Source organism: Sphingomonas adhaesiva, from assembly GCF_002374855.1.
Lineage (GTDB): Bacteria > Pseudomonadota > Alphaproteobacteria > Sphingomonadales > Sphingomonadaceae > Sphingomonas > Sphingomonas adhaesiva.
On record NZ_NWVC01000006.1, the window covers coordinates 141,268 to 153,567 of the forward strand.

The 12,300-nt window shown below is 70.0% G+C and carries 15 protein-coding genes; 5 read left to right on the plus strand and 10 right to left on the minus strand.

Annotation, left to right across the window (positions count from 1 at the left end; genetic code table 11):
• The first annotated feature begins 9 nt into the window (after positions 1 to 9).
• Genes argH through COA07_RS13015 form a run of 5 tightly spaced genes read left to right on the plus strand, consistent with a single transcriptional unit; the run spans position 10 to position 4,623 of the window.
• Positions 10 to 1,377, plus strand: a complete 1,368-nt coding sequence (argH, locus tag COA07_RS12995; RefSeq protein WP_066711797.1) for an argininosuccinate lyase — start codon at positions 10 to 12, stop codon at positions 1,375 to 1,377.
• Positions 1,374 to 1,619 (plus strand): hypothetical protein, encoded by a 246-nt coding sequence (locus COA07_RS13000; protein ID WP_066711793.1) that lies wholly within the window; start codon positions 1,374 to 1,376, stop codon positions 1,617 to 1,619. The genes argH and COA07_RS13000 overlap by 4 nt, the downstream gene beginning before the upstream one ends.
• Before the next feature lie 16 nt (positions 1,620 to 1,635).
• Positions 1,636 to 2,892, plus strand: coding sequence for a diaminopimelate decarboxylase (gene lysA / locus COA07_RS13005; RefSeq protein ID WP_066711792.1), 1,257 nt, complete (start codon positions 1,636 to 1,638; stop codon positions 2,890 to 2,892).
• 22 nt (positions 2,893 to 2,914) lie between these two features.
• The gene (locus COA07_RS13010) at positions 2,915 to 3,670 is read left to right on the plus strand and encodes a precorrin-2 dehydrogenase/sirohydrochlorin ferrochelatase family protein (protein WP_096641202.1); all 756 of its coding nucleotides are present in this window, start codon (positions 2,915 to 2,917) and stop codon (positions 3,668 to 3,670) included.
• Positions 3,667 to 4,623: a CorA family divalent cation transporter gene (locus COA07_RS13015; protein WP_066711937.1), complete on the plus strand. Its 957-nt coding sequence runs from the start codon at positions 3,667 to 3,669 to the stop codon at positions 4,621 to 4,623. Before COA07_RS13010 ends, COA07_RS13015 begins: the two co-directional genes overlap by 4 nt.
• Before the next feature lie 264 nt (positions 4,624 to 4,887).
• Here the strand turns inward: COA07_RS13015 and COA07_RS13020 are convergent, their stop codons facing one another.
• The 10 genes from COA07_RS13020 to COA07_RS13065 form a co-directional block, all read right to left on the minus strand.
• Positions 4,888 to 5,286: a flagellar export chaperone FliS gene (locus COA07_RS13020; protein ID WP_066711938.1), complete on the minus strand. Its 399-nt coding sequence runs from the start codon at positions 5,284 to 5,286 to the stop codon at positions 4,888 to 4,890.
• A 1-nt stretch (position 5,287) separates the two neighbouring features.
• Positions 5,288 to 6,835, minus strand: coding sequence for a flagellar filament capping protein FliD (gene fliD, locus COA07_RS13025; protein ID WP_066711939.1), 1,548 nt, complete (start codon positions 6,833 to 6,835; stop codon positions 5,288 to 5,290).
• Between the two features lie 36 nt (positions 6,836 to 6,871).
• Positions 6,872 to 8,002 carry an EscU/YscU/HrcU family type III secretion system export apparatus switch protein gene (locus tag COA07_RS13030; protein WP_066711941.1) on the minus strand — a complete coding sequence of 377 codons (1,131 nt, stop codon included), beginning with the start codon at positions 8,000 to 8,002 and terminating at the stop codon, positions 6,872 to 6,874.
• 1 nt (position 8,003) lies between these two features.
• The gene (gene fliR, locus COA07_RS13035; RefSeq protein WP_066711943.1) at positions 8,004 to 8,792 is read right to left on the minus strand and encodes a flagellar biosynthetic protein FliR; all 789 of its coding nucleotides are present in this window, start codon (positions 8,790 to 8,792) and stop codon (positions 8,004 to 8,006) included.
• A 3-nt stretch (positions 8,793 to 8,795) separates the two neighbouring features.
• Positions 8,796 to 9,077: a flagellar biosynthetic protein FliQ gene (locus COA07_RS13040; protein ID WP_082740678.1), complete on the minus strand. Its 282-nt coding sequence runs from the start codon at positions 9,075 to 9,077 to the stop codon at positions 8,796 to 8,798.
• 25 nt (positions 9,078 to 9,102) lie between these two features.
• The gene (gene fliP / locus COA07_RS13045; protein WP_245842156.1) at positions 9,103 to 9,915 is read right to left on the minus strand and encodes a flagellar type III secretion system pore protein FliP; all 813 of its coding nucleotides are present in this window, start codon (positions 9,913 to 9,915) and stop codon (positions 9,103 to 9,105) included.
• 110 nt (positions 9,916 to 10,025) lie between these two features.
• A complete protein-coding gene (locus tag COA07_RS13050; RefSeq protein ID WP_066486962.1) occupies positions 10,026 to 10,304 on the minus strand; it encodes a flagellar biosynthetic protein FliO in 279 nt (92 codons plus the stop codon).
• A 12-nt stretch (positions 10,305 to 10,316) separates the two neighbouring features.
• Positions 10,317 to 10,607 carry a flagellar motor switch protein FliN gene (gene fliN, locus COA07_RS13055; protein WP_066486961.1) on the minus strand — a complete coding sequence of 97 codons (291 nt, stop codon included), beginning with the start codon at positions 10,605 to 10,607 and terminating at the stop codon, positions 10,317 to 10,319.
• Positions 10,604 to 11,584 (minus strand): flagellar motor switch protein FliM, encoded by a 981-nt coding sequence (locus tag COA07_RS13060; protein WP_066713494.1) that lies wholly within the window; start codon positions 11,582 to 11,584, stop codon positions 10,604 to 10,606. Before COA07_RS13060 ends, fliN begins: the two co-directional genes overlap by 4 nt.
• A gap of 6 nt (positions 11,585 to 11,590) precedes the next feature.
• Entirely contained in the window at positions 11,591 to 12,265 is a 675-nt protein-coding gene (locus tag COA07_RS13065; RefSeq protein ID WP_066713496.1) for a flagellar basal body-associated FliL family protein, read from the minus strand.
• Positions 12,266 to 12,300: the final 35 nt, after the last annotated feature.

A 12,300-nucleotide genomic window follows, 5' to 3' on the forward strand; every position in this document is an offset into this window, starting at 1 on the left:
TCCAACCAGATGTGGGGCGGGCGGTTCGCCGAAGGGCCGGCGGCCGTGATGCGTGAGATAAACGCGTCGATTCCCTTCGACAAGCGGATGTGGCGACAGGACGTCGCGGGCAGCCGCGCGCATGTCGCGATGCTGGGCGCGCAGGGGATCGTCGCCGCCGACGACGTCGCCGCGATCGACGCCGGGCTGGAACAGGTCGCCGCCGGCTATGCCGCGGACGGCGTGCCCGACGATCTGGCGATGGAGGACATCCATATGCTGACCGAGGCGCGGCTGTCCGATGCGATCGGTCCCGCCGCCGGGCGCCTGCACACCGCGCGCAGCCGCAACGACCAGGTCGCGACCGATTTCCGCCTGTGGGTGCGCGATGCGACCGATCAGGTGCTGGCCGCGCTAGCCGCACTGGACGATGCGCTGCTGGCGCGCGCGGAGGAACATGCCGGCAGCGTGATGCCCGGTTTCACCCACCTTCAGTCGGCGCAGCCGGTGACGCTGGGCCATCACCTGATGGCCTATCACGAGATGGTGTCGCGCGACGTCAGCCGGTTCCGCGACAATCGCGCGCGCGGCAACCTGTGCCCGCTGGGATCGGCGGCGCTGGCGGGCACCGGCTTCCCGATCGACCGGCAGGCGACCGCCGCGGCGCTGGGGTTCGACGGGCCGACGCGCAACAGCCTCGATTCGGTCAGCGACCGCGACTTCGCGCTCGATTACCTGATGGCGGCGGTGCAATGCTCGCTCCACCTCAGCCGGCTGGCGGAGGAATTCGTGCTGTGGGCGTCGCAGCCGTTCGGCTTCGTTTCGCTGTCCGATCAATGGTCGACCGGCAGCAGCATCATGCCGCAGAAGCGCAACCCCGATGCCGCCGAGCTGGTGCGCGGCCATGCCGGGCGCATTTCCGGCTGCCTCGTCAGCCTGATGGTGACGATGAAGGGGCTGCCGCTGGCCTATTCGAAGGACATGCAGGACGACAAGCCGCCGGTTTTCGAATGCCACGACCTGCTGGCGATCTCGATCGCGGCGATGACCGGGATGGTCGAGAGCGCGACGTTCCGTACCGACCGGATGCGCGGGCTGGCCGAAAGCGGCTATGCCACCGCCACCGACCTGGCCGACTGGCTGGTGCGCGAGGGCAACGTGCCGTTCCGCGAGGCGCACCACATCACCGGGCGCGCGGTGGCGCGGGCGGAGGCGCTGGGGTGCACGCTGGACGCGGTGCCGCTGGCGGACCTGCAGGCGATCGACGCGCGGATCACCGAGGCGGTGTACGGCGTCCTGTCCGTCGACGCATCGGTGGCGAGCCGCAAAAGCTTCGGCGGGACCGCCCCCGACAATGTCCGCGCCGCGATCCGCGCCGCGCGCGAGGCGCGGGCGTGAGGCGGCTCCTCCCGCTGCTGCTGCTGGGTGCCGCGCTGCCGCTGGCGGCGTGCGGATCGACGCAGGCGCTCAAACCCGCCGCGGGTGAGCAATTGCCCGCAGCGCCGTATGGCGCCCCTGCGACGCCGACCGTCGCGGACCTCCTGACCCCCTCAGTCCAGGAACGCCCGCAACGCAACAGCGAGATCATGACCCGCTCGCAGGAACGGCAGAACGACGCGTTCGACCTGCCCCCGAGCTGACCCGATACGGACGACCATGGATCATTTTCATTACCAGGACGGCGCGCTGTGGTGCGAAGGCGTGCCGATGACGCGCATCGCCGCCGAGGTGGGCACCCCCGTCTACGTCTATTCCGCCGCCGCGTTCCGCCAGCGCGCGCGCGAGTTCCGCGACGGCCTGTCGACTGTTCCCGACACGCATCTGGCCTATGCGATCAAGGCCAATCCCAATCTGGCGGTGCTGCGCGTGCTGGCCGACGAAGGCTATGGCGCGGACGTGGTGTCGGGCGGCGAGATGGCGCGCGCGCTGGCGGCCGGGATGCCCGCCGACGGCATCGTCTTTTCCGGCGTCGGAAAGACCGAGGCGGAGCTGGTGCGCGGGCTGGAGGCCGGGATCGGCCAGTTCAACCTGGAGCTGGAGGAGGAGGGCGTCGTCCTCGCCCGGCTGGCCGCCGAACGCGGGCTGACCGCGACCGCGGTGCTGCGCGTCAATCCGGACGTCGACGCGGGCACCCACGCCAAGATCTCCACCGGGCGCAAGGAGAACAAGTTCGGCGTGCCGATTGACCAGGCGCCGGCGATCTTCGCGCGGCTGGCGGGGCTGCCGGGCCTGTCGCTGGAGGGCGTGGCCATCCATATCGGCAGCCAGCTGATGGACCTGGCGCCGCTGGAGGCGGCCTATGCGCGGGTCAAGCGGCTGGTCGACGAGCTGCGCGCCGCGGGCCACCGCATCGCGCGCGTCGACCTGGGCGGGGGCGTGGGCGTGGCGTACAAGGCGGGCGACGTGCCCCCGACGCTGGCCGATTACGGCGCGATGGTGGCGCGCGCGACCAGGGGCTGGGACGTGAAGCTGATGTTCGAGCCGGGGCGCGCGATCGCGGGCAATGCCGGCGTGCTGCTGACCGAGGTGATCTGGGTCAAGCCCGGCGTCGTCCACCCCTATGTCATCGTCGATGCGGCGATGAACGATCTGGCGCGCCCGGCGCTGTACGACGCATGGCACGATTTCGCGGCCGTGACCCCCGATGGCGAACGGATGATGGCGAACATCGCCGGCCCGGTGTGCGAGACCGGCGATACCTTCGCGATGGCGCGCGAGGTGGACCGGGTGGCGAAGGGCGATCTGGCGGTGTTCCGCACCGCCGGCGCTTATGGCGCGACGATGGCGTCGACCTACAACAGCCGCGCGCTGGTGCCCGAGGTGCTGGTCGACGGCGATCGCTATGCCGTGGTCGCCGACCGGATCGCCGCCGAGACGATCCTGGCCGCGGAGCGCGTGCCCGAGTGGCTGTGACCGCGTGAGCGCGCCCGCCCCGCTGCACAGCCTGCCGCTGTTCGTGCGGCTGGCGGGGCGCGCCGTCATCCTGGTGGGCGACGGCGAGGCGGCCGATGCCAAGCGCCGGTTGCTGGAACGCGCCGGCGCGCGGATCGTCGGCGAGGACGATGCGGCCGCCGTGCTGGCGATCGTCGCCGACGACGATGCGGCGGTCGCGCGGCTGAAGGCGCGCGGGGTGCTGGTCAATGCGGTCGACCGGCCGGCGCTGTGCGATTTCACGCTGCCCGCGATCGTCGATCGCGATCCGGTGCTGGTCGCGATCGGCACCGGCGGAGTTTCCGCCGGGCTGGCGGCGGCGCTGCGCCAGCGGCTGGAGGGGATGCTGCCCGCCGGGCTGGGCGAACTGGCGCGCGGGCTGTACGCGGCGCGTGATACGGTGCGCGCGCGATTTCCCGATGGCGCGGCGCGGCGGCGCGCGATCGCGGCGGCGCTGGCGCCGGGCGGCGCGCTCGACCCTCTGGTCGATCACGACGGGGCGGATGTGGCCGGGGCGCTGACGGGGCAGGACGGTGCGGGGGTGGTGCGGCGGATCGTGCTCGCCTCGCCCGACCCCGACGACCTGACGCTGCGTCACGCGCGCTGGCTGGCGGGGGCGGACCGGGTGACGCACCGCGCCGACGTGCCGCGCGCGATCCTGGACCGCGCGCGCGCCGACGCCGCGCGCGAGGCGACCGATGCGCCCCCGGCGACGGCGGCGGCGGGGGAGAAGGTGGTCGACGTGGCGATGATGCGATGAGCGGTTATGCGTGGCGGATCACCGCCGAGGGCAAGGCCGAGCAGGTGCCGGTCGCCGGCGCGCTGACGTGCGGGGCGCCGTTCGTCTGGGTGCACCTGACCACCAATGCCGACCATGCGCAGACGTGGCTGCGCGACGAGGCGCAACTGCCCGCCTATGTCGTCGATGCGCTGACCGCCGGGGAAACGCGCCCGCGGTGCGAGAAGATGGGCGACAGCGCGTTCGTCAACCTGCGCGGGCGCACCGACGAGGAGGTGGGATCGTCCGACGTGCTGGCGTCGATCCGCATCTGGGCCGCGAAGGGGCGCGTCGTGTCGGTGACGCGCAAGCATCTGGTCGCGATGGGCGATGTCGTCGCCGAGATGAAGGCGGGCGAATTGCGCGATCCCGGGGACCTGATCGCCGCCTTCGCCACGGCGATCACCGAGGATCTGGACCCGGTGGTCGCGGACCTGGGCGACTGGCTGGACGATTGCGAACAGGGGCTGCGCACCGACCGGGTGTTCGAACTGCGCCGCGGGGTGACGAAGGTGCGGTCGGAGGCGATCACCTATCGCCGGTTCCTGAACCCGCAGCGCACCGCGCTGGAACGGCTGGCGGCGCTGCCGGGCGACTGGCTGGCCGACGACGACCGCGCGCATTTGGCCGCCGCCGCCGATCGCGCCGCGCGCATGGCCGAGGAGGTGGAGGCGATCCGCGAGCGCGCCGCGCTGATGCACGAGGCGCTGACCGACCTGCGCGCCGAACAGCTGGACCAGCGCAGCCTGGTGATCGCGATCGTCGCGATGGTGTTCCTGCCGCTGACGTTCATCACCGGGCTGTACGGGATGAACGTGAAGGGGCTGCCCTATGCCGACGAACCCTGGGCGTTCGACGCGGTGATGGGGATGTGCGCCGCGGTGGCGGCGGGGGTGACGATCTATTTCCTGCGGCGGCACTGGTTCCGCGGCTGAGCGCGGGGCTTGCCGCGGTCCTTCGTCACCCCGGACTCGTTCCGGGGTCCACTGTTCCGCAAAAGCAGGTGCTTGCCGGTATGCGGAGACATGGATGCCGGAACAGGGCTTTCCCGACCGAAGCCGAAGAGTCCGGCGAAGGCCGGGGTCCATGGTATGGCAAGAGCAGCGGCTGGTGCGTTCGGGGAACCGTGGATGCCGGAACAAGTCCGGCATGACGGAGGGTTTACGTCCGGGTGACGGCCTTGGCCCGGCGCCCGCCCGTCACGCGGCGCGGGCCTGTCGCCAGGCGCCGGCGATCTCTTCCAGCTCGGCGGCGACGGCGCGGAAGCGGTCGCCGTTCGATCCGATCGCGGCCTCCACCACCTGCTTGCGGCAGCCGGCGTAGAAGCGTGCCAGCGCCTGCGACACCGAACCGCCGCGCTCGAAATCCAGATTGGCCTCCAGCGCGAACAGGATCGCGGTGGCGCGGGTCACGCGCTCGCTTTTGGTCGTATATTGATCGCGGTCGGCGGCCCAGGCGGCGACGCGCAGCGCCTGCATCAGTTCTTCGTACAGAAGCTGGACCAGCGCCGGGCCATCGGCCGCGGCGGTGCGCCCGGCCAGGTCGATGTCGCGATAGGTGCGCGCCGGATCGCGCAACAGGGCGGATGCGTATGCCATGTCAGCCCTTCGTCCAGGTCTTGATCTGCTGATCCATGAAGGATTGCGTCGATTTGTAGGCGTTGACGCGCGCGCCCATGCTGGAGAATTGCTGCGTCATGCGATCGGTGGTGCGCGTCACCTGATCGTCCAGCGTCGTCTGCCGCTTGGTCAGATCGGCCTGCGCCTGGCGATAGGCGTTGGTCGAGGCGCCCAGCCCGTAGAGCGAGCTGCTGCTGTTGAGCTGGATCGACTGCATCACCTGGTACAGGCCGGTCTTGCTGACCGGGCTGTAGGCGAACATCGCCTCGATCGCGTCGGGCGCGCGCGTCATCGCCGCCGACAGTGCCTTGTCGTCCACCTCCAGCGTGCCGTCCTTGAGCGTGCGCACCCCGATCGCGGCGAGCGAGGCCGGCGCGCCGGTCGCCGCGTTGGGCAGCAGCGTGGTGCTGGACAGCGACTGGAGCGAACGTTGCAGCGCGCGCGCCGCGGTATCGCCGCGCAGCTTGCCGTTGATCGGGTCGGTCTGTTCCTTCACGACCGCCAGCACCTGGTTGTAGGTTTCGACGAACGCCTTGACCGCGTCGGTCAGCGCGCTCGTGGGGCGCTTGGCGGTCAGCGTCGCGGTGCCGGTGCCGGTCAGCGACAGCTTCACCCCCGCGACCAGATCGGTCACCTCGTTCGAGGCGCGCTCGACGCGCGCGCCGTCGACGTCCAGGACGGCATTGGCCGCCTGCCCGGTCAGCTTGGTGGGCAGCGCGGCGGTATCGCTGGCGGTACGCGCGCGCACGTCGAACTTGCCCAGCGCGCTGGCCGGATCATCGGCGGTCAGCTGGAACGCCGATTGCGTGCCGGTCGCGCCCTTCAGCGACAGGAACGCCGATCCGTCGGCATCGGTCAGCACCGATGCGGTGACGCCGGTCTTCTTCGCGTTGATCGCCGCGGCGATCCCCGACAGCGTGTTGTTCGTGCCGTCGATCGTGATGTCGAACGACCTGGGCGAATTGTCGGCGTTGGTCCCGGTGGTGAAGCCGGTCATCTGGCCGTCGCTGCCGTAGGTGGCGGTGCCCAGCTTCAGCGTCAGCGTGCCGGTGCCGAACGTCGCGGTGCCCGGCGAGGTCACCTTGGCGCTGGCGCTGACCTGCGCGGTGGCGAGCGCGTTCACCTTGATGGTGGTGTTGAGGTCCGCGATCGACGCGCCCGAAATGGTCGTGCCGGTGACCGCCGCGCCGTTGCTGCTGACCGGCTGCGACGTCAGCGTGCCGCCGTCGGCCAGCGACTTCACCGCCTTGGTGAAGGTGGCGATCGTGTCCTTGATGGTCGACACGCCGGAAATCTGCGCGGTCAGCTGCTCGCTCTTGGCCGCCAGCTGCGCCTTGCGGGTCGCGAACTGCGCGTCGACCAGCTGGCCGACCAGCGCGCCGGTGTCGATATTGTCGCTGCCGTTGAGCGAATCGAGCAGCGACTTGGCGGTCTTGCTGGCCAGCGCCGCCGCCGACGTCTTGGCCGTCGTCGCCGAGGACGTGGTGCTCGTCGCGGAGCTGCTGCTGGTGCTGCTGACGGTAGCCATGATCGTCCTTTCTAAACGACCGGACGGCGGCGGGCTTTATGCCTGCTGGATGCCATTTTCGTCGAACCGTGCGGTGGGGGGGACGTCGATCGGCGGCATCGTGCCGCCGGCCTGCGCGTTGAGGCCGAACACGAACGCCAGCACGGTAGCGACCGCCAGGTACAGGTCGTCGCGGATCTCCTGCCCTTCGCGGCTGGTGTAATAGACGGCACGCGCCAGCGCGGGATATTCGAGGATCTGCAGCCCGATCTCGCCCGCGCGCTCGCGGATCGCCAGCGCGGTCGCACCGCGGCCCTTGGCGACCACCACCGGCACCTGGTCGCGCCCGCGATCGTAGCGCAGCGCGACCGCGAAATGCGTCGGGTTGGTCAGCACGACATGCGCCTCCGCGATCGCCTTGCGCATGCCGCCCGACAGCACCTCGCGCTGTTTCTGGCGCAGGTGGCCCTTCATCTCGGGATTGCCCTCGCTCTCCTTGTTCTCGTCCTTCACCTCCTGCTTGGTCATGCGCAGCTTGCGCAGCAGCTGGAGGATCTGGGTCGGCACGTCGAGCGCGGCGATCCCGACCAGCCCGGCGGCCATCGCCAGCATGACGCCGTTCAGCGTCTCCCCCAGCGAGGCGAGCGCGACCGGCAGGTTGGACGCGGCCAGGCCGAAGCTGAAATGCGCGGTCTTCCACATCATCCACGCGCCGATCGCGCCGAGCAGCACGACCTTCAGGATCGACTTGGCCAGTTCGGTCCAGCCGCTCATGCCGAAGATCTTCTTGAGGCCGTTGGCGGGATTGATGCGCTGCGACTTGGGCGCCATCAGCGAGGCGTTGAAGCGCAGGCTGCCCAGCCCCGCCTGGCTGACCACCGCGGCGGCGATGGTGATCGCGAACAGGATCGCGACCGGCGGCGCGACCTTCCACCCGGCCTCCACCAGCGGGCGGAACGGCTGGAAATCCTCCACGTCGGTGCGCCCGAAGGTGAAGCTGGCACGCATCACCGCGCGGCACGCCGCGATCAGCCCGGGGCCGAAGAAGATCATCCAGGCGGTGCCCGCCAGCACGACCAGCGCGGTGGCGAATTCGCGGCTCTTGAGGATATCGCCCTTGTCGCGGGCGTCGTCCTTGCGCTTCTGGGTTGGGGCTTCTGTCTTGTCGCCGGCGGCTTCTTCCGACATGTCAGAAGCCTCCCGTCGTCAGCAGCACCAGGCTCTGCGCCGCGGCCAGCCCCTCGCGCACGATCACCTGCATGTAGTCGCCCATCGCGGGCAGCGCGATGCCGAGCGTGACGACCCCCACCGCCAGGCTGGCGGGCAGCCCGACCGAGAACAGGTTGAGCGCCGGCGCGGAGCGCGACAGCATCCCCATGACGATGTTCTGGCACAGCAGCAGGAAGCCGACCGGCAAGGCCAGCAGCAGCCCGGCGAGGAAAGCGTAGCCGCCGAACATCGCGATGTCGCGCATCTGCCCCGCGGTCATCCACGCCGCACCCGGCGGCAGCGCGCGATAGCTTTTGGCGACCATGTCGACCAGCACCAGATGCCCGTCGAGCGACAGGAACAGCAGTGTCAGCAGGATCGACAGGAACTGGCTGACCGCCGGGCTGGAACGGCCGGTGGTCGGGTCCATCATGCTGGCAAAGCCGATCCCCATCGACCCGCCGATGATTTCCCCCGCGACCAGCGGCGCGGCGAAGGCGATCTGCACGACGAAGCCGAGCGCCAGGCCCACCAGCGCCTCCGCGGCGACCGACAGGAAGGTCGACAGCGCGAACACCGTCGGTGGCACCGCGATCGTGTTCGTCCCCAGCACCAAGATCGCCACCGCGCCCGACAGCGCGACGCGCACCTGCACCGGCACCGAGACGTTGCCGAACACCGGCGCGGCGACGAACGCGGCGCCCACGCGCACCATCACGAACAGCAGCGCCCACAGCTGCGGCTCGATCGCGAGGCCGAAGCCCAGCATTGACTACCGCACCAGGTCGGGGATGCGCGCGAAGATCTCGGCGGTGAAATCGCTGAGCAGGCCCAGGATCATCGCGCCGAACACCATGATCGACACCGCCACGACGATCAGCTTCGGAATGAAGCTGAGCGACTGTTCGTTGATCGAGGTGGCGGCCTGCACCATCCCCAGGATCAGCCCGGACAGCAGTGCGGGGACCAGCAGCGGCGCGGCGGCGAGCGCCAGCACCCACATCGTCTGGTTGGCGAGGGTGAGGAAATAGTCGGCATCGACCAGCGGATGCATGGTGTCGGTTCCTGTCCGGGGGGCGTCAGGTGGCGAAGGAATTGGCGAGGCTGCCCATCGTCAGCGCCCAGCCGTCGACGAGGACGAACAGCAGCAGCTTGAACGGCAGCGAGATGATCGTCGGACTGAGCATCGCCATGCCCAGCGCCATCAGCACCGTCGCCACCACTAGGTCGATGACGATGAACGGCAGGAAGATCAGGAAGCCGATCTGGAACGCGGTCTTCAGCTCCGACGTGACGAACGCGGGCAGCAGTACCGAATAGGGAATGTCGTTGGGGCTGGCATAGGGGCCGGACTTCGCCATCTCGGCGAACATCGTCACGTCCTTCACCCGCGTCTGCTTCGCCATGAAGGCGTGGAGCGGCGCGCCGGCGGTCTTGATGAGATCGGTGCCGCCGATGCGCCCGGCGGCATAGGGCTGGATCGCGGTCGCGTTGATCTGGTTGATCGCGGGCGCCATGATGAAGAAGCTGAGGAACAGCGACAGCCCGATCAGCACCTGGTTGGGCGGCGTCTGTTGCAGGCCCATCGCCTGGCGCAGGATCGACAGGACGATGATGATCCGCGTGAAGCTGGTCATCATCAGCACGATGCCCGGCAGCACCGTGAGCAGGCCCATGATGATGAGCACCTGCAGCGACAGCGACAGCGAGCCGTTGCCCGGCGCGCCGGCGGGGCTGGCCGCGCCGGTCGACAGCTGGCCCAGCGCGCGGTCGATCGCATCGCCGACGCCCGGTGCGGGCGCGGCGGGGGCGCCCGGCGGGGGCGCCGCGCCTTGCGCGAAGGCGGGCATGGCGACCGCCAGCGCGATGCCGATCGCGACCAGTGCCAGCATCAGCCGCCACCAGCCGCCCGCGGCGCGCGGACGCGCGGCGGGCGCGATCAGCGCGGGGCCGCGGCCGGTGCGGGTGACGGTGATCGGGCCGGAAACCTGCGACACCAGGCTCACGCGTCACCGCCGATCGGCACGCGCGTGGCGGAGGTATCGACCAGCGTGACGCCGGTGCGCGCGACCGACACGAGCAGGCGCTTGCCCTCGAAATCGAGCACCGCGAGGCGGACGCCGGGGGAGATCATCATCGTCTCGCGCACCGCGATCATCCGCGTGGCGGTGCGGCCGGGCATCCGCGTCTCCAGCTTGCGCCACAGGTACAGGCAGCCGATCATCAGCCCGCACACCAGCGGCAGCAGCACGATCAGCTTCAGGATATAGGTCCACATCATCGGTCGGGCGCCTCAGCCGCGCTTTTCGGGGGCGACCAGCTCGGTCATCTTCACGCCGAAGCGTTCGCCGACGGTCACCACCTCGCCGCGGCCGATCAGCGTGCCGTTGACCAGTACGTCCAGCAGCTCGCCCGCCTTGCGGTCCAGCTCGATCACGCTCGCCTCGCCCAGCGCCAGCAGCTCGCGCAGCGACAGCGTGGTCGACCCGATCTCCACCGTCAGCTTGACGTCGACGTCCTGCAGCAGCCGCATGTTGGCGGCCACGGCGGATTCGACGGGGAACCCCCCGGTCATGTCGTTCATTGCACGGGTCCTTCAAGCTTGGTGATGCGGATGGCGGCGCGGCCGTTGGAGGTGCCGACGGTGCCCATCCCCAGCGGCATCCCGCCGATATGGACGGGCACGTCGGTGCCGAAGCTGATCGGAATGACGTCGCCCTGTTTCAGGTCCATCAGCCGCGCGAGCGAGATCGTCGGTTCGGCCAGCACCGAGCGGACCGGCACGCGCACCGCCATCGCGGCGCGGGTCAGCGCGGTCTGCCATTCGGCATCGACCCCGGTCGGCTTGGCGACGACCTTTCCGGTCAGCGCGACGGTATGCGGCTTGAGCGTCTGGACGGGGTACAGCACGTCGAGCAGCGCGGGCTTTCCGGCGCCGCGCGCGATCCCGAAGCGGGTGGCGATCACCACCTCGTCCGCCTCGATCGCGGAGGTGAGGCCCGCGCCCAGTTCGCAGCGGTCGGCATGGAAGGCGGCCGGGGCCAGCGGTTCCCACGCGGTTTCCAGCGCGCGCGCCAGCGACGGCGCGATCCGCGCCATCAGCGCATCGGCGGCGGGGGTGAATTCCTGCGCGATGATCGGCGGCACGTCGCCGCGCCCGCCGAAGAACATGTCGATCAACTCGAAGATGAACGTGCCGTCCATCACGCACAGCAGCGGGCGCCCGTCCATCGACAGCGGCACCCACGCGGTCAGAAGGTCGCCGCGCGCCAGCCGGTAGTCGGCGAGGCGCAGCACCTCCAGCGGTTCGGCCCAGACGCGCGTTTCGGTGCGCCACACGCCCTCGAACGTCTGGCGCACCCCGCGCGCGGCGCGCGCCGACAGGTGCTGGAGCGTGTGGAGATCGCCGAACGGGTGCAGCTTTGCCGCGCCGCCCGCACCCCCGGCCGGACCGGCGCCGAGCGTCACCGGGCTGACGAGGGCGTCGGCTCGGTTGCGCTCGCGCCGGTCGGACGCGCCGGAGACGACTCCGGGATCGGGGGTTGCGGGCTCGTTAACCATGCCCGGTCACTGAACAACGAAATTGGTAAAGTAGACGTTACTGATCCCGCCGAATCCCTCCTTTTCCTTCAGAACGGCGTTGATCGCGCTCGCCAGCCGCTTCTGCAGCTGCTGTTTGCCCCCGCTGGTGAACACCTGGTCCTCGGTCGTGTCGCCCAGCGTCATCAGGATCGCGGAGCGCACCGCAATGTCGTTGGTCTTCAGGTTGTTGATGACCTTGTCGTCATAGGGGGTGGAGATGGCGACGCCGACCTGGACGAAATGGATCGAGTTCTGGAGGTTGGCGGTGAACTCCTTCTCCATGGCGTAATAGTTGGAGGCATATTCCTCCCCGCCGGAGCCGCGCGGGGTGGGGGCGCCGACATGCTCCTCCTTGGCCTCGCCCTCGCCGCCGCCATGCTCGCCGCCGCCGCCTTCGCCGCCGCCGCCGTGCTCGCCACCCTCGCCGCCGCCTTCGCCGGCGCGCTTCTGCTCGCTCTTGGGGACCAGGTGCGGCTTGTTGGGATCCTCCTTCTCCTCGTGCTTGCCGCCGCCGCCGCCGCCGACCAGCCCGGAGCCGGCGGCGTAGAGGCCTGCGCCGATGCCGCCGCCCAGCAGGACGACGACGCCGACGACGATCAGCAGGATCATCTTCATCTTGCCCTTCTTCTTGGGCGCGGGCGCTGCCTCTGTGTCACTCATGGTCGGGTTTCCTCACGGTCGTCTTGTCGGTTGAC